This window comes from Streptomyces sp. Pv4-95 (genome assembly GCF_045782725.1).
Classification (GTDB): domain Bacteria; phylum Actinomycetota; class Actinomycetes; order Streptomycetales; family Streptomycetaceae; genus Streptomyces.
On the sequence record NZ_CP127172.1, the window covers coordinates 7,542,926 to 7,559,597 of the forward strand.

11 protein-coding genes, 1 pseudogene and 1 riboswitch are annotated in these 16,672 nt (G+C 70.6%); of the genes and pseudogenes, 1 reads left to right on the forward strand and 11 read right to left on the reverse strand.

Annotated features, from left to right (window positions below; genetic code table 11):
- Positions 1 to 17: 17 nt before the first annotated feature.
- The 11 genes and pseudogenes from QOM21_RS33160 to metE all read right to left on the reverse strand — a co-directional run bounded on the left by QOM21_RS33160 (position 18) and on the right by metE (position 13,397).
- Positions 18 to 600, reverse strand: a pseudogene (locus QOM21_RS33160) (GOLPH3/VPS74 family protein).
- A 324-nt stretch (positions 601 to 924) separates the two neighbouring features.
- The gene (locus tag QOM21_RS33165) at positions 925 to 2,358 is read right to left on the reverse strand and encodes an NAD-dependent malic enzyme (protein WP_407554697.1); all 1,434 of its coding nucleotides are present in this window, start codon (positions 2,356 to 2,358) and stop codon (positions 925 to 927) included.
- A gap of 291 nt (positions 2,359 to 2,649) precedes the next feature.
- Positions 2,650 to 3,969: an MFS transporter gene (locus tag QOM21_RS33170; protein WP_407554698.1), complete on the reverse strand. Its 1,320-nt coding sequence runs from the start codon at positions 3,967 to 3,969 to the stop codon at positions 2,650 to 2,652.
- Positions 3,966 to 5,204 (reverse strand): ATP-grasp domain-containing protein, encoded by a 1,239-nt coding sequence (locus tag QOM21_RS33175; protein ID WP_407554699.1) that lies wholly within the window; start codon positions 5,202 to 5,204, stop codon positions 3,966 to 3,968. The genes QOM21_RS33170 and QOM21_RS33175 overlap by 4 nt, the downstream gene beginning before the upstream one ends.
- Positions 5,201 to 6,379, reverse strand: coding sequence for a pyridoxal-phosphate dependent enzyme (locus QOM21_RS33180; protein ID WP_407554700.1), 1,179 nt, complete (start codon positions 6,377 to 6,379; stop codon positions 5,201 to 5,203). Before QOM21_RS33180 ends, QOM21_RS33175 begins: the two co-directional genes overlap by 4 nt.
- A gap of 2 nt (positions 6,380 to 6,381) precedes the next feature.
- Complete coding sequence (locus tag QOM21_RS33185; protein ID WP_407554701.1) at positions 6,382 to 7,410, reverse strand: ABC transporter substrate-binding protein; 1,029 nt, start codon at positions 7,408 to 7,410, stop codon at positions 6,382 to 6,384.
- The gene (locus QOM21_RS33190) at positions 7,407 to 8,234 is read right to left on the reverse strand and encodes an ABC transporter ATP-binding protein (protein ID WP_407554702.1); all 828 of its coding nucleotides are present in this window, start codon (positions 8,232 to 8,234) and stop codon (positions 7,407 to 7,409) included. The genes QOM21_RS33185 and QOM21_RS33190 overlap by 4 nt, the downstream gene beginning before the upstream one ends.
- Positions 8,235 to 9,374 carry a FecCD family ABC transporter permease gene (locus tag QOM21_RS33195; RefSeq protein ID WP_407554703.1) on the reverse strand — a complete coding sequence of 380 codons (1,140 nt, stop codon included), beginning with the start codon at positions 9,372 to 9,374 and terminating at the stop codon, positions 8,235 to 8,237.
- On the reverse strand, positions 9,371 to 10,120 hold the full coding sequence (locus QOM21_RS33200; protein WP_407554704.1) for a class I SAM-dependent methyltransferase: 750 nt from the start codon (positions 10,118 to 10,120) through the stop codon (positions 9,371 to 9,373). The genes QOM21_RS33195 and QOM21_RS33200 overlap by 4 nt, the downstream gene beginning before the upstream one ends.
- A 271-nt stretch (positions 10,121 to 10,391) precedes the next feature.
- A complete protein-coding gene (locus QOM21_RS33205) occupies positions 10,392 to 10,781 on the reverse strand; it encodes a hypothetical protein (RefSeq protein WP_407554705.1) in 390 nt (129 codons plus the stop codon).
- A gap of 252 nt (positions 10,782 to 11,033) precedes the next feature.
- Positions 11,034 to 13,397 carry a 5-methyltetrahydropteroyltriglutamate--homocysteine S-methyltransferase gene (metE, locus tag QOM21_RS33210; RefSeq protein ID WP_407554706.1) on the reverse strand — a complete coding sequence of 788 codons (2,364 nt, stop codon included), beginning with the start codon at positions 13,395 to 13,397 and terminating at the stop codon, positions 11,034 to 11,036.
- A gap of 160 nt (positions 13,398 to 13,557) precedes the next feature.
- Positions 13,558 to 13,778, reverse strand: a riboswitch (cobalamin riboswitch).
- Positions 13,779 to 14,384: 606 nt separating this feature from the next.
- Between metE and QOM21_RS33215 the strand changes: the two genes are divergently transcribed.
- Positions 14,385 to 16,529 (forward strand): ATP-binding protein, encoded by a 2,145-nt coding sequence (locus QOM21_RS33215; protein ID WP_407554707.1) that lies wholly within the window; start codon positions 14,385 to 14,387, stop codon positions 16,527 to 16,529.
- Positions 16,530 to 16,672: the final 143 nt, after the last annotated feature.

The window sequence follows — 16,672 nt, forward strand, 5'->3', positions numbered from 1 at the left end:
GCAGCCGGTCGCCGTCCCTATTCGCCGCGCCAGACGTTGTCGAAGGCCGCCTCCTCGATGGCTCTCCGTTGCCGTTCGGCCTCCAGCTCCGTCCAGCACCGTCGACACCGCGTCGTCGTCCACGCTCGGGGCGTCTTCCGTTCGTCTGCCGCGGATCCCCAGGGCCGCCCCAAGGGTGGCGAGTACGGGCTCGTTCGATGTCCAGCGCTCCTCGGCCTTGCGGTGATCAAGCGAATCGACCAGCGTCTGACTTGTACGGAAGGGCATCCACCGGTGGCGTTGGCGGGTGAGCTGACCTTCCCCCTCCAGAACGGCCAGATAGGCCGATGACAGCCCGCGCCCCCTGCGCCACAGCCAGTCGTCGAGCGACTCGTAGGGCGACTCCCGGACGAGCGACGACGCGGCCTCTTCCAGCAGGCGATCACCCAGCGTCGGGCGGTAGCCGGGCACGATGAGGTCCTCATCCAGCTCGATGGCCCGGGCGGTCAGCAGGTCGATCACCTCGGCTCCGGCGAGTGCGAGGGACAGATTGCCCTGCTCCACGGGGTGATCGGGCGCCGCGTCCATGGCGATGATCATCAGGTCGCGCGGTGTGGTCATGAATGCCTCCACCTCGGGGGCGTCAGCGGCGATGGCCGTCTCCGCGAAGGGGTACGACAGCCCTCGGAACCAGCAGACCAGTTTCGGACCGATCGCGCGCGCCGAACGGAGAAGTGCGCGACGACGGCCGCGACCCGCTCGCCGCCCCACCCCTCACCGCTCACTCGAACGGCCTAATGGTGCGGCGGGCGACTACGGGAAACGGGGTGCCGCGTGGTCCCGCGGCACCCCGTGCTCGTCCTGGTGGCCGCTCGATGCCTCGCGATGATGGCGGGGAGTGTGGGCCCCTGCTCCTGCCGTCGCGGGATCGGACAGCAGAGTGGATCAGACCGCCGAGTGTTCCGTGCCTTCCGCGCCCGCCGCCTTGGCCGCCTCCCGGACCGCACCGGCCACCGCGCCCGCGACCTTGTCGTTGAAGACGCTGGGGATGATGTAGTTCGGGTTGACCTCGTCGTCCAGGACGACCTCGGCGAGAGCACCGGCCGCGGCCAGCATCATCTCGGTGTTCACCGTACGGGACTGCGCGTCCAGCAGGCCCCGGAAGACACCGGGGAACACCAGGACGTTGTTGATCTGGTTGGGGAAATCCGACCGGCCGGTGGCCACCACCGCCGCGGTCTGCCGCGCGATCGCCGGGTCCACCTCCGGGTCGGGGTTGGCGAGTGCGAACACGATCGCCCCCTCCGCCATCCGCGCCACATCCTCACCGTCCAGCACATTCGGCGCCGACACACCGATGAAGACATCCGCCCCGACCACGGCCTCCTTCAAGGTGCCCGTCACCCGCTCGGGGTTGGTGTTGTCCGCGATCCAGCGCAGCGGCGAGTCCGGATCGGCATCGACCAGATCCGGGCGCCCGGCGTGCACCACACCATGGATGTCGGCCACGACGGCGTGCCGCACGCCGGCGGCGATCAGCAGCTTGAGGATGGCCGTGCCCGCCGCACCCGCGCCGGACATCACCACCCGCACGTCCTCGACCTTCTTGCCCACCACCCGCAGCGCGTTCGTCAGCGCCGCCAGCACCACGATCGCGGTGCCGTGCTGATCGTCGTGGAAGACCGGAATATCCAGGGCCTCACGCAGCCGCGCCTCGATCTCGAAACAGCGCGGAGCGGAGATGTCCTCCAGATTGATCCCGGCAAACCCCGGCGCGATGGCCTTGACGATCTCCACGATCGCGTCGGTGTCCTGGGTGTCCAGGCACAGCGGCCAGGCATCGATCCCCGCGAACCGCTTGAACAGGGCCGCCTTGCCCTCCATCACCGGCAGCGCCGCCTTCGGGCCGATATTGCCCAGCCCCAGCACCGCCGAGCCATCGGTGACCACCGCGACACTGTTGCGCTTGATCGTCAGACGCCGGGCATCCTCGGGATTGTCCGCGATCGCCTGGCACACCCGCGCCACACCCGGCGTGTAGATCATCGACAGATCGTCACGGTTACGGATCGGATGCTTGGACGACATCTCGATCTTGCCACCGAGGTGCATCAGGAACGTACGGTCCGAGACCTTCCCCAGCGACACCCCCTCGATGCCCCGCAGCTCCTGGACGATCTCGTCGGCATGCGCGGTCGACGTCGCCGCGATGGTGACGTCCATCCGGAGCTTCTCGTGCCCGGACGCGGTGACATCCAGGCCGGTGACCGAACCACCGGAGGACTCCACGGCCGTGGTGAGCTGGCTGACGGCGGTGCCGCTCGCGGGAACTTCCAGTCGCACCGTCATCGAATACGAGACGCTAGGCGCCGTTGCCATGAGTGACTTCCTCTGCTGTTCCGTGGGGCTGTTGTGTTCCGCCGGGCAGTCCGAAGGCGGACCGGGGGGGGAGTTCCCGTGTCGTCTCGTCGAGCGGCAGCCGGCCCGCTGGAGCGCCGTTCACACGAGCCTGGCGATCTCCTTGGCCGAGGTTCCGGTCGGCGCATTGTGTGGCAGTGCTGGTGACTATGCAGCAGTAGGGGGCGCCAGTCACCCTTGCGTTCATTTCGTTCGGAGTCACGGACGCGACCGTGCCCTTGGGCCTCGGCCGGTAGCGCTCGGAGGTCCCCTTCAACGGCGGAGTGACCGGTCCGAGCCCTTGGCCGAATGCAGCCGTCGCTGTCGGCGGCGCAGGAAGCGGACCAGCAGTGGCGGCAGTACCGCGCACTGCACGGCGACGGCTGTCCAGAAAAGGCCGGGATGGCGGGAGCGCTCGGCCAGTTCGTAGCCCTCTCCTCCCGCGATGCCGCTGACGAACGCGCCGATTCCGGCCGCCAGCCGCTGACGGCCGAAGACGACGGCGGGTGTCCGGGGCGACCGGGCGAGGGCTTCGAGGTCGTTCTTGAGGAAGAGGACGATCTCGCCGAGGCAGATCAGCAGGGCGCCGGCCACGATGGCGGCGGGAGAGCCGAGGGCGAGGGTGCACATGCCGAGGGCCAGCGCGGCAAAGCCCAGGAGCAGGGCGCGGAGGTAGGGCAGGCGGGCGATCCGGTCGGACAGCAGCGGCTGTGCGACCACGAGGAGTGCGGCGTAGACGGCCAGGACCAGGCCGTAGAACACCGTTGAGGTCCGGGGCACGGCGTAGACCGCGAGGTAGTGCTGGAAGAACATGAAGACGTACACGCTCAGCACGGTGATCGCGAACGGCAGGGCCGGTGAGTCGGGCGGTCCGGCCCTCGCCTCGCCCCGGCCTTCCTGGGATCGGCCCCGGCTTTCCCCTTGTGGGGAAGGCCGTTCGGCGCCGTCGCTGTCCCCCGGTTGTTCCGGCCGTGGTTCGGAGTCTTCCACGGGCAGCAGGGCGTGCCCTGCCGTGATGACCGCGAACAGCCCGGTGACCGCGGTGAAGAGCCCCGCGGAGGCGCTGAGTACGAAGGGTGCGGCGGCCAGCGGGCCCAGCGCTATACCGGCGTTGAGCGCGGAACTGCTCGCGGACAGCAGCAGGGGGCGCTGCGCGTCCTCCACGCGGTGCACCAGATATGCCTTGTTGGCGGGCAGATAGAGCGCGGCGCCGCAGGAGACGAGGAAGAGCGCGGTCACGGCCGCGGCCGGATGGCCGAGCCCCGGCAGGAAAACGGCGAAGCCGGCCGTCCGGATGACGAGCGCGAGCAGCATGGTGCGCTGCAAACCGATGCGCTCGGCGACCGCGGCGCCGATGACGCCGCCGGAGAATTGCACGAACGACGCAATGGCGAGCACCACGCCGACGGTGCCGAGCCCCATGCCCAGCCTCTCGTGCAGCAGCACCGACATGAAGGGCAGTACCGCGAAGCTGCCCAGTGGGATCAGGAACGATCCACCCAGCAGGACGTACTGCGGGCCGGTGAGTTGGGTGAGCCGTGTGAGACGGGAGCGCGGACGGAGGCCCGGCGACGTGCGGCGTGGTGGTGTCATCCCTGGCCGTCGGGCGTGACCGCCGGCCGTATGCTTCCGGCCGCGCTGAGCGCCCGGTGCAGGGCCAACTCGGCGGTCGCGGCTTCGGCCAGCACGATCCCGGTGCAGCTGCGCTGGTCGCCCAGGTGCTCCACCCGTTGCCCGGGAGCTGCGGTGGGGTACCACTCGGGCGAGCCCGGGAAGGCGGACAGCCCGTCGAGTCCGGTCCAGCCGGTGAGCGTTCCGTGGCGGTCGGGGTAGATGAGCACGAAGCCGGTGGCGGGGCCCGGACGGGAATCCGTGGCGTCAAGGGCGTCCATCAGCGCGGGGCGGCGGCCGAGGGCGGTGTCGACCATGGCGTCGTAGACATTGGTACCCAGGGAGCGGCACAGGGCCTCGCCGACGAGCGCGCCGCCGATGCGGCGGTTGATCTCCACCAGTTCCGGTCCCTCGGTGGTGAGGACGAACTCCACGTGCGCGAAGCCGGTGTCGTGGCCCGCGGTCTTCAGGACACGTTCCACCCAGTGCTGGATCAGGTCGAGTTCGGCGCCGGGCAGGGCGACGGGGAAGGCGGCGGCCTCTTCGCGGACGGACGGCTCCGGAGACATCTGGCGGCTGAGGACGCCCAGGAGTTTCGCTTCCCCGTTCCAACTGAGCGTCTCCGCGCTGTAAACAGGGCCGGAGAAGAGAGGCTCGGCGAACAGCCCGCCGGTGAAGATGCGTTGGGCGGCCTGGGTGAGGGCGATGTGCAGTTGCCGCTCGTCGCGCACCAGCCAGACGTTGCGGGAGGAGGTGCCCGCCGAGTCCTTGAGGACCGTGGGCAGACCGATCTCACGCAGGATCTCGGCGGCCGCGGAGGGCTCGGCCTGGACGGTGAGGGCTCGGCCGCGGCTCAGGCCATGTGTGTGCAGAAGGGAGCGCACCCGGCTCTTGTCCCGGAGTCGGCGGACCGCGGTGGGGTCCGGCCCGGGCAGGCCGAACTCGGCGGCGAGGTCGGCGCCCGGGATGCTCCAGGTGTCGGTCGAGTTGACGATCCCTCGCAGGTCGGGCAGGGCGGCCAGAGCGGCGGCGCAGGCGGACTCGTCGGTCGTGTCGACGTCGATGATGTCGAGCGCCTCCGGGGCGAGGCGTGCGAGTTCATGGCGGTAGAAGGCCCGGTCGCCGGTGAGCAGGGCCAGCCGGTGCCCGGCGTTTCCGGCCGCCTCCGCCAGGCGTCCCAGTCCGAAGGTGAGTGCTTCCAGGGCGGCGATGGTCACGATGCCGGGTTCTCCTTGATCGGTGCGGCGAGCGGTGCCGGTGCCTGCGGGGGCTGTTGTGCCGACGGGGGCGTCGGCGTGTACGGGGGAGCCGGTGCCGGTGGGGATGCGACGGCTTGCGCGGGCACGGTTGCCCCGCGTACGTCGAAGCGCCGCCGTTTCCACTCCATCACCGACCAGGGAGGTGTGAGGTCGGCGAGGTTGGTGATCTGGTGGGGCTTGAGGGTGCGCGGGTCGAGGGCTTCGTGGTGGCGGGCGAAGACCCGTTCGGTGTAGCGGTGTCCGGTGTCGGCGCCGATCACCAGGTGCATGTGGTCGGGGTGGCGGGCGGCTTCCCAGGCCGCCACGAGGTGGGCGGCGCCGGTGGACAGGCCGGCGAACACGGCGTGTTCCCGCAGCAGGCCGACAGCGCCTGCCATGGCGTGGCGGAAGTCGAGCCAGTGGAGCGTGTCGTACAGGTCGTGGCGGACGTTGTCGAACGGGATCGAGCTGCCGATGCCGGCGATGATCGCCTCGGGGTCGCTGAACTCCTCGCTGCCGAAGGTCACACTGCCGAAGGGCTGAATTCCCCGTAGGCGTACGGACCGGCCGCGTCCGCGCAGCGGACGGACGAGGCCCCCGGTGGAGGAGCCGGTGCCCACGGCCCCCACCACGGTCAGCGGCGCATCGGGCAGCGCGCGGTCCACCAGATCGGCGAACTCGCGGTAGCCGGTGTAGTGGACGGCGTCGTGGTACTGGCGCATCCAGTGCATGCCGGGCTGCTCGGCCAGCAGCTGCCGGACCCGGCGGACCCGGCGTTCCTGGTCCAGCCTCAGGTCCTCGGAGGGCGGCATCTGGTCCACGGTGGCGCCGAGGACCTCCAGTTGCGCGCGCATGGCCGCGTCGACGGTCGTCGAGGCGACGATGTGGCAGCCCAGGCCGTAGCGGTGACATGCCATGGCCAGTGCCAGTGCGTAGATGCCGCTCGAACTGTCCAGGAGGGTCTGCCCCGGTCGGACGATCCCCCGGTCCAGCAGGGTGCGGACCGCGCCGAGAGCGGCGTAGACCTTCAGGGTCTCGAAGCGGGCGAGCACGACGTTCTCGGACAGCCGCAGCAGGTCGGGTGCCTTGATCGCATCGGTGATGTGCTCGTGGACGAGGGCGGCGGGGGCGGGTGCGGTACGCGTCGGGTTCACCGTCACCGCCCGACCGATCGCAGGTAGCGGCCCAGTTTCTCGGCGCCGGTGATGTTGCGTGGGCCGCTGACGGCGTCGCCGTAGGAGAGGACGAAGAAGCGGTTGTTCTGCACGGCCGGGACCGACTTCAGGGAGGGAAGCGAGGTGAGATAGTCGATCTTTTCCTTGGCGGGCCGGTCGGCATAGTCGATGATCACGATCACTTCGGGCCTGGCCTTGACCACGGGTTCCCAGCCGACCGTCGTCCAGCCCTTGTCCAGAGGGTGGAAGACATTGGCTCCTCCGGCCGCGGTGATGATGTCGTCGGGCGCGGCGTGGCGCCCGGCGGTGAAGGGCTGGTCGGTGCCCGAGTCGTAGACGAACACCTTGGCCGGGCCGCCCTTGTCGGCCCAGGTCTTCCGCAACGCGGCCACACGGGCCTTGAGACCGGTGACGAGCTTGTCGGCCCGCTGCTCCACGCCGAAGATCCGGCCGAGGTTCCCCAGGTCGGTGTAGAGGGCTTCCATCGGTGTCACGTCGACGCTCTTGTCGCCGTAGTCCCAGCAGGTCTCCGTGTGCAGATAGGAGGCGATACCGACCTTCTTCAGCAGCGCGGGCGTGATCCCGCGTTCCTCACTGAAGCCGGAGTTCCAACCGGCCAGCACCCAGTCGGCCTTGGCGTCGACGACGATCTCGCGGGTGATGCGGTCGGTGCCGAGGCGCTCGACCTCGGCGTAGTCCTTGCGCCAGGGCGAGCCCTTGATGGAGGGATCTCCGAGTTCGTTCATGACGTAGCCGCGCATCCGGTCGGCCAGGCCGAGGGAGAACATCTTCTCCGCGCCGCTGACGTCGTAGGCGACGGGGCGTTCCGGCCGGGGATAGGTGACCTTCCGGCCGCAGTTGGAGACCGTGACGGAGTCGGACGGGTTCTTCGCCGAGGGCTCGACCTCGGCGCCGCAGCCGGTGGCCGTCAGGAGCCCGGCCGCCAGCAGCCCGGCGGTCAGGGCACGGGGCAGGGCCCGGGGGAGTGGTCGTCGGGTTCGTCGGATCATGCGTGGGGTCCTTCCGAGGGGGCTTCGGCAGGTGTGCGGATGCCGGTGGGGGCCGGGGAAAGGTCGTAGAGCAGTTGGGGGATCCCGGTGCGCGGGTGAGGGACGATCGTGGCGTCGACGCCGAACACCTTGCGGACCAGCTCGGGTGTCAGGACCTCCGCCGGATCACCGCAGGAGACCAGGGAGCCGGAGCTGAGCACGGCGATGCGGTCACAGACCTGTGCCGCGAGGTTGAGGTCGTGCAGGGCCGTGAGGACGGTCAGTTCTGACCTCCGCAGGAATGACAGCAGCTCCACCTGGTGCCGTACGTCCAGGTGGTTGGTCGGCTCGTCGAGGACCAGGACGCGGGGTTCCTGGACCAGTGCCCGCGCGACGAGGACGCGCTGACGCTCCCCGCCGGAGAGGTTCAGGACGCTGCGGCCGGCGAGATGTGCGACGTCCAGCCGCTCCATCGCCTGCCGGCACAGCGCACGCTCGCGCGCGGTCAGGGGGCGGTTGCCCGGTGCGTGCGGGGCGCGGCCCAGTGCCACCAACTCCTCTACGGTGAAGTCGAGTTCGGTGTGGCTTTCCTGGGTCAGGGCGGCGATCGACCTGGCGCTGTCGCGCAGTGTCCGCGACGTCAGATCTCCGCCGTCGAGCAGGACGGCGCCCGACGTGGGCTTAAGCGCACGGTAGACGCAGCGCAGCGCGGTCGATTTGCCGCTGCCGTTGGGGCCGACGAGGCCCACGATCCGGCCGGCGGCCACCTCGATGCTCAGCCGGTCGAGCAGTGTGCGACCGGCCGTCTCGACCGTCAGGCCGCGCAGGGAGAGCACCGTGTCCATCTACCGGCCTCCGAACAGATAGCCGCGGCGGCGCATCAGCACGACGAACACCGGCACACCGATCAGCGCGGTGATCACGCCGAGCGGCAGCTCCTCGGGAGCGAAGACCGAACGCGCCACCAGATCGACCCACACCATGAAGCACCCTCCGGCGAGCGGCGCGACCGCGAGAACCCGCCGGTGTGTGGAGCCGACCCAGATCCGCACCACGTGGGGCAGGACCAGTCCGACGAAGCCGATCGCACCGCTGACCGCGACGATCAGCCCGGTGACGGCCGCGGTGAGCACGAACAGACCACGCCGCAGCGCCTGCGCGTCCACCCCCAGACCGGCGGCGGTCTCGTCGCCCAGCGACAGCACATCCAGGGACCGGCTCAGCCGCAGCAGCACCACGATCGCGACCAGAACCGCTGCCGCCGCCGGCGGCAGCGACTCCCAGGACGCCGACCCCAGACTGCCCAGCAGCCAGAACAGCACGGTGCGCGCGGCCTGGCCGTTCGGGGAGAGGAAGACCAGGACGCTCATGAGCGCCTGGAACCCGTACGCCAGGGCCACCCCCGTCAGGACGAGCCGCAGCGGAGTCAGCCCCAGCGGACCGCGCGCGGCCAGGTACACGAGCATCGTGGCGCCGAGGGCGCCGAGGAACGCCGCGGCCGAGAGGGCGTAGACCCCCAGCCCCGCGAAGACCCCGAACACCACCACCGCGGTCGCCCCGACGGACGCACCGGAGGAGATGCCCAGGACGAACGGATCCGCGAGGGCGTTGCGCACCAGTGCCTGGACGGCGACGCCGACGACCGAGAGCCCTGCCCCGACCACCACGGCCAGCAGCACCCTGGGGGTACGGACCTCCCAGACGATGGAGTACCCGCTCACCTCGTCCGCTCCGATGCTGCCGCCGGTCACGGCAGCGGACAGGAAGCGCACGACATCACCCACCGGTACGACCGTGGGCCCCAGGGCGATGCCCGCCAGGACGGAGACCACCAGGACCACCGAGAGCGCCACGAGCGTGGTCGGCAGCCTGCCGCGGCCTGCGGAACGGCCCTCCCGGTCCTGGGACTCACCCTCGGGCGGGAGAGCGTTGGAGGAGCCTCCTGGCGGGATCGCCGGTGGCGTCCCGGAGACCGTCTCGCTCATGAAGCCCCCACGCGGGTGCCCCGCACGATCAACCGCGGCGCGTGGTTGTCGTAGGGGGAGCCGTCGAAGTCCCCGTAGCACCGCACGTCCGTGAAGCCGACCGCTTCGAACAGCGCGCGCAGCTCGGCCGCGCTGTAGAGGAAGGAGGTGATGGACGCCTCCCGCGCCACCCCGTCGCGCACCAGCGTCCAGTCGGTGCGCAGCCGCGTCCAGCTGTCCAGCACGGTGTCGCGCTGCACCACGTACGCACCGTCGTCGAGTTCGACGAGCTTGGGCCGGCCGATCCAGCCCGCGAGGACCTCCTTGCCCATCACATCGACGAGCAGCTGTCCGCCCGGCACCAGCGAGTCATGGGCGTTGCGCAGCACCTGCTCGTTGTCCCGTGGATCGTCGAAGTAGCCGAACGACGTGAAGACGTTGAGCACCACGTCGTACGACCCGTGCTCGACGTGCGTCAGCATGTCCGCCTGCACCAGCCGGACATCGGCCCCGGCCTCCTCGCAGGCGAGGCGCGCCCGCTTCAGCATGACCGGGCTGAGGTCCACGCCCGTCACCACGTAGCCGCGGCGGGCCAGCGGCATCAGGTAGAGACCGGGACCGCAGCACAGGTCCAGGACGCGGCTGCCGGCCGGGAAGTCGAGCAGAGGCGAGCCGGCGACGACGTCCGTCGTCTCCGTGCGCCTGCGTTCGGAGAACATCGTCCCGGAGAAATCCGACCAGAATCCGTCGTCCTCGTACCAATGCATACGGCTGCAACCTCGCTCCAGTGCCGGGCCGGGTCGGACGCCGCAGCGCCGCGACCTCGTCAGTGCGGGCCTTTCACCACACGAGTCGGCTGCCAAGGGCGTTGAGTTCCCGGCAAGTTCACAATGGCTGGGGAGGGGGAGGCCGTTCGGGCGCGCCGTCGAGCGGGCTGGTGCAGCCGTTCACGGTGGTGCGCCGAAGGCACGTGCCCGTGCTGCGCGCGTCGGAGTGCGAGACACGTCGCTCGCCGGCGAGGAGGCGAGGAGGCGAAGGTCAGTCCTGCAGAGCGGTCGAGAACGCCTCGCGGTTGGCCGTCAGCCACTCCTGGATGCGGTCCCAGCGCCGCCAACCACCGTGCTCTGCATGTGACGGGACATAGGTCGGCTCGCCGTCGGCCACGCGGTCGGCGACGAGCGTCCGGCAGGCCGCGGTGGTCTGTTCGATGACGCCGGGCAGCTCGGTGTGTCCTGAGGGGACAGGCCGTAGCTGCCCGCGAAGATCCCCAACCGTTCGTGCCCCCTCGTCGTGGCACAGCATCGTTCCGCCCTCCGGATCGGCCAGGTCACGGGGCCAGTCGACGCGGGTGTCCACCGCGATTGCCGCGTTGGCCTCGCGCACGCGCCGCAGCAGCTTCCCCACCGACCGCAGCGCGACCTCCGTCATCACCCAGGGGGGAACGGCGGCAGGGCGACATCGCCGGGAACGAAGGTCAGCTGCTCAGGGCCGTCCGCAGTGAGACGGATGGAGGGTCGGAGCCCCATGCCCTCGAGCAGTGCTTCGCTGTCCGCCGGTCCGCTCTCACCCTCAGCCGTCAATGGACGGAACGCTTCTGCCCGCTCCGCGGTGGGCGGACGGTCTCGAACCCGGTGGGTCCGGGCCGGACACGGTGGTGTCCGGCCCGGACCCAAGGGGCGGTCAGGAGCCGTCGGCGGCCAGCTCGCTGCGGATCTGGCGGGCGGCGGAGACGAGGTTCTCCAGGGAGGCCCGGGTCTCGGGCCAGCCGCGGGTCTTCAGGCCGCAGTCGGGGTTGACCCACAGCCGCTCGGCAGGAATGGCCTCAAGTCCCTTGCGCAGCAGCTCCGCTGCCTCTTCTGCGCTCGGGACGCGCGGGGAGTGGATGTCGTAGACGCCGGGGCCGGCTTCACGGGGGTAGCCGTGCTCGGCCAGCTCGCGCGCGACCTGCATGTGGGAGCGCGCCGCCTCCAGGCTGATGACGTCGGCGTCGAGGGCATCGATGGCCTCGACGATGTCGCCGAACTCCGCGTAGCACATATGGGTGTGGATCTGGGTGTCGGGCCGTACGCCACTGGTGGTGAGGCGGAACGCCTCGGTCGCCCAGTCCAGGTAGCCGGCGTGCTCGGCGGCTCGCAGCGGCAGCGTCTCGCGCAGCGCGGGCTCGTCGACCTGGATGACGGAAGTCCCGGCCGCCTCCAGGTCGTTGACCTCGTCGCGCAGCGCGAGGGCCACCTGGCGAGCGGTGTCGCCCAGCGGCTGGTCGTCGCGGACGAAGGACCAGGCGAGCATGGTGACCGGGCCGGTGAGCATGCCCTTGACCGGACGCTCGGTGAGCGACTGGGCGTAGCGGGTCCAGCGCACCGTCATCGGCTCGGGGCGGGAGATGTCCCCGGCGAGGACCGGCGGGCGTACGTAGCGGGTGCCGTAGGACTGCACCCAGCCGTGCTGGGTGGCCAGGTAGCCGGTCAGCTGTTCCGCGAAGTACTGCACCATGTCGTTGCGTTCGGGCTCGCCGTGCACCAGGACGTCGATCCCGGCCTTCTCCTGGAAGCCGAGGACATCGCGGATCTCGGTCTTGATGCGCTCCTCGTAGCCGACCGTGTCGATCCGCCCGGCACGCAGGTCGGCGCGGGCGCTGCGCAGCTCGGTGGTCTGCGGGAACGAACCGATCGTCGTCGTGGGCAGCAGCGGCAGTCCGAGGTGCGCGCGCTGGGCCGCGGTCCGCTGGGCATACGGCTGGGAGCGGCGCCCGTCCGCGTCGGTGACTGCCGTGGTACGGGCCCGCACCACGGGGTCGTGGGTGAGCGCGGACCCGGCCCGGGAGGCGAGATCGGCGCGGTTCGCGGCGAGTTCGCCCGAGATGGCTTCCGTGCCGCGGGCCAGCCCGCGCGCCAGGACGGCGATCTCCTGCGTCTTCTGACGGGCGAAGGCCAGCCAGCGGGCGATCTGCGGGTCGATGTCGTGCTCGGCGGTGGCGTCCAGCGGGACGTGCAGCAGCGAGCAGGATGCCGAGACATCGACGTGGTCGGCGAGACCGAGCAGTGTGCCCAGCGTGGACAGCGACTTCTCGTAGTCGTTGATCCAGATGTTGCGGCCGTTGACGACGCCCGCGACCAGCCGCTTGCCCGGCAGGCCGCCGGCCGCCGCGAGGTCCTGGAGGTTGGCGGCGCCCGACTCGGTGAAGTCGATGGCCAGCCCCTCGACCGGCGCCTTGGCCAGGACGGTCAGCGCGTCGCCGAGCCGACCGAAGTAGGAGGCGACCAGGAGCTTCGGGCGGTCGGTGAGGGCCCCGAGCTCGCGGTAGGCGCGCGCGGCAGCATTCAGTTCCGCCGGGGTGCGGTCCTGGACGAGAGCAGGCTCATCGAGCTGCACCCACTCGGCGCCCGCAGCCCGCAGGTCGGCGACGACCTCGGCGTACACCGGAAGGAGCCGGTCGAGCAGGGTCAGCGGCTCGAAGTCGGCGGCGACCCCGGGAGCCGGCTTGGCCAGCAGGAGGTAGGTGATCGGCCCGACGAGGACCGGGCGGGCGGCGTGCCCGAGCGCGAGGGCTTCCTTCAGTTCGGCGACCTGCTTGGTGGAGTCGGCGGTGAAGACGGTGTCCGGGCCGAGCTCGGGGACCAGGTAGTGATAGTTGGTGTCGAACCACTTGGTCATTTCCAGCGGGACGACCTCCTGGGTGCCCCGCGCCATGGCGAAGTAGACGTCAATGGGGCATCCCCTGCTCGAGCGAAGCCGAGAGCTTGGGGAAGCGTCGGCGCCGACCGCCGCGCGATGCCGCTCGGGGACAGCGCCGACCATGACACTGGTGTCCAGGACGTGGTCGTAGTACGAGAAATCACCGGACGGCACCTCGTGGACGCCGGCGTCGGCCAGTTGTTGCCAGTTCGCCCGGCGCAGTTCTGCCGCGGTCTGCCGGAGGGCGTCGGCGCCGACGCGGCCTTTCCAGTAGCCCTCGATGGCCTTCTTCAGTTCCCGGTGCTGTCCCTGGCGGGGGTAGCCGTACACGGTGGCCCGTGCTGCCGCGGCTGCGGACTTCGCTGTCACGGAACTCTCCTTCGCGAGATGTCTCGTCGGTGTCCCGGAGACGGAACGAGAGCGCGAAGGAACGACTCACCGGGCGGGCCACGCGCAGGTGCTCTCGCGTGTGCCGCTCGATATGTACGTCGACCCGCCCACGAGGTCACCGGGATGGCCGCACGCGATCGGTCGCGTGCGGGCAACGGGCAGGTCTTCGGACTCGCGGGCCCGTCTCGTACACGTACGAGACACCTACTGGCCGTCGCTTCCCAGACCCGGCCGGGCCCAGTGCGTATGACGGCGTTCGTTCCCACTCACCGCTGCGGGGCAGTCCCGGATTCCCACCGGGTTCCCTCTTACGACGCTCCCGCCTGGCGGACGGGGCGAACCAGCTGCACTCGTCACCCTAGAGGGACAACCAGCGAGCGCGCAGCCCGCACCGCATGGTGGACGGTGATATGAGACACGGGCCGTGGACGCATATCCGGGGACACACAGCCGTACACGGGGGCGCGGAGCATCCGCGTCAGCCGCTCCGCACCCCGCACGCCCGGGCACAGCAGTCGCGACCCCTCAGCCCCGAGACGTCGCCAGGGTGGTCGCGCTGCTGCTCCCGCTCCCCGTGATGGGGCACGATCAAGAAGGTCTCGGGGGAATCAGGGCAGGTCAGGGGCGTTGTCAGTGGGGTGCGGCATGATGCGGGTACGAAGGTTTCACGGGGTGATCGCGGGCACCCCGTGAGGTTGCCCACCCATATTCCAACCACGCCTGTCGAACGGCACGTTGACGCCACTTCGGTGTACGGGACTTCGGTATACGAGTTCGCCCCGCCGGAGTCGATCACCGAGCGGTCTCGCCCGCACTTCGCCGCCGCACGTGGGTGACAAGGGCACGCCACACCTGGGTAACAAGCGGCGGTCGGGGTGCGCTTCGCCCCGTGCGACGCCCATAGGATGATCGCCGTACGGTCAACACGACTTGACGGTGCCGGACGGACAGGACAACGGGGAGACAATGACCAGCCCGACCCAGGCCCCGGAACAGGCCAAGACCCATGAGCCCCACCCCTATATCGGGGGGCGCAATGCCGCGCTGCGCGCGCTCACCGCGTGGCGGATGGAGCGGGCGGGCGCGCCCCGGGTCGTCATCCTGACCGGAAGCCCGGGCACCGGATGTTCGCGGCTGCTCACGGGGTTCCTGATGCTCTGCGACCCGGAGTATCGCAAGGGGATCGAGCTGGAGGCGCTCGATCCGGCGACCGTGCCTTCGGACTTGCCCGCACCTGCGGTACCGAGCGTCGCCGGACTGACGGCAGCGCAGACCCTGTGGCTGCTCGCCGGTCACTACGAGTTGTCCGCGACACGCACCGCCGACATCTTCTCGGAACTCGGTCAACTCCCGTTGTCCGGGCGGCCGGTGACGATCGTCGTGCCGGATGTGGATCGGGCCGGCCCGGTGCGGGGGACGGGTGAGCCCGCGCACGTGGTGCGGGACGCGCTGAAGCCCCTCGCCGCCGTCGACTCCATACGCCTCCTCGCTGACGTACCCCGGGAGTTGGCGGCCGAGCTCGCCGAGGGACTGCCGCCCGGCGTGGCCCAGATCATCGACCTCGACGCACCGGAGTGGGCCGACCCCGAAGGGCTTGTGCTGCAGGCCGAGGCACTGCTCAATCCCCAATTCGGCGCCCCGGCAATGCCGTTCACGATCGATCCTGACGCTCGACGCGCGCTCGCCGAGGCGATCGCCCGGCGCGCGGGGGACGGCGCGGGCAGCCGCCTGACCGTGCACCTCGCCGTGCAGTCGATCCTGATGCACCCGGAGGGCTTCGACCCGGCGGATGCGAGCCAACTGCCGGGCAGCGTCGGCGAAGTGCTCGATCTGCACGCCGAGCGGCTTGACACCCACCCCCGCATCCTGCGACAGATCCTCGCACCCCTCGCCCTGGCCGAGGGCGACGGCCTGCCCGTGCACCTGCTGACCCCGCTCGCCTCCGCAGCCGCAGAGCGGGACATCAGCGAGGACATGGCGCGGGGCATGCTGCTCGCCGCCCCCTTCATCCGCCCCATCGAGAGGGCCGGCGAAGGCATCCCCGAGGACGAGCGGACGCTCCTCGGATTGCAGCACCCGGGCATCGGCGAGGCCGTTCGGGCCGGTATTCCGGATGTTCCGGGCGCTCAGGCGCGTATCGCCATGGAGCTGCTGGAGGCCGTACCCGATCAGGACTGGGCGAAGGCAGGGGCGTACGTTCGCGATCACATCGCCGGACACTCCCTGGAGGCCGGTTTGCTCCCCCGGCTCCTCACCGACCCCGGCCTGTTCGCCCACGCCGAGCCGGTGCGGTTGCGCGCCGCGGTGGAGGCCGTACCCCCGGAGCAGCTGGACGCGCCGGCGCGCACCTATCTGCGTACTGCACCGCTGCTCACCCGCACCCAGGCACCCGCCCTCCTTCGAGCGGCGCTCCTGGAGACCGCGTTCGTCGAAGACGGACTGCCGGAGTACGCGGCGGTGTTGCGCCGTATGGTGCCCGAGCTTCCCTGGCACACCCTGTGGAGCGTGCCGGTCGTCGGGGTCGACGCCGTGACAATCGGCAAACTGCCCCCGGCCGCAGCGGCGTCGGACAGCGCCGCGGAGGCTCCTGCGACGCAGGAGCCTCCGGAGTCGGCCCCGCTCGCGGTCGCCGTAAGCGTGGTGCCTCAAGGCACACCGGGTTCGAATCCGTTGAAGGCCGACGATCCCGAGGCCCCCGCCGTGCTGGTGCAGGACCTCGCCACCGGCTCCGTCATCGATGCCGACCCGACCCGGATTCTGCGCCCCTCGGATGACGAGCGCGCCACGGGGCCGCTCGGGTTCAGCCGCGGCGCCGACTATGTACGCGTCTGGCATCGAGGCGAGCAGAACGGAGACGAGAAGGTCGTCACGGCTCTGGTCTCCGCCACGCCCTTCACGGGAACCGACCTCTCCCCGGACGGCATCCTCCTTGTTGCCACGGAAAGCGGTGTGAAGGCGCTGCAGATCCGCCCGGCGCAGCCCTCTGCCGCGACCGCACGGCGCTCCGTCCCCGACCCCCGGGAAGCCGAGCCCGCACAGGCCCCCGAGCCCCAGCCGGAAGCCGCACAGGCTCCACCAGCCCCCGGGCCTGATGTCCACCCGACCGCCTGACACCCACCCACCGCGGACCGTTAGGCTAAAAGGCTCAAACGCCCCAAGCTTCTCGAAGGCGCCCGCACCGGACCGCCTGCACTCAGGCCCACTCGGACGAGAGCCGCGCAGCTCGCCGGCACCGACCCCGGCCGCACCGGCAC

Excerpts from the sequence above, each read along its gene's own strand:
- QOM21_RS33165 (WP_407554697.1), bottom strand. The coding sequence starts at position 2,358 with ATGGCAACGGCGCCTAGCGTCTCGTATTCGATGACGGTGCGACTGGAA.
- QOM21_RS33170 (WP_407554698.1), bottom strand. The coding sequence starts at position 3,969 with ATGACACCACCACGCCGCACGTCGCCGGGCCTCCGTCCGCGCTCCCGT.
- QOM21_RS33185 (WP_407554701.1), bottom strand. The coding sequence starts at position 7,410 with ATGATCCGACGAACCCGACGACCACTCCCCCGGGCCCTGCCCCGTGCC.
- QOM21_RS33190 (WP_407554702.1), bottom strand. The coding sequence starts at position 8,234 with ATGGACACGGTGCTCTCCCTGCGCGGCCTGACGGTCGAGACGGCCGGT.
- QOM21_RS33195 (WP_407554703.1), bottom strand. The coding sequence starts at position 9,374 with ATGAGCGAGACGGTCTCCGGGACGCCACCGGCGATCCCGCCAGGAGGC.
- QOM21_RS33200 (WP_407554704.1), bottom strand. The coding sequence starts at position 10,120 with ATGCATTGGTACGAGGACGACGGATTCTGGTCGGATTTCTCCGGGACG.
- QOM21_RS33205 (WP_407554705.1), bottom strand. The coding sequence starts at position 10,781 with ATGACGGAGGTCGCGCTGCGGTCGGTGGGGAAGCTGCTGCGGCGCGTG.
- QOM21_RS33215 (WP_407554707.1), top strand. The coding sequence starts at position 14,385 with ATGACCAGCCCGACCCAGGCCCCGGAACAGGCCAAGACCCATGAGCCC.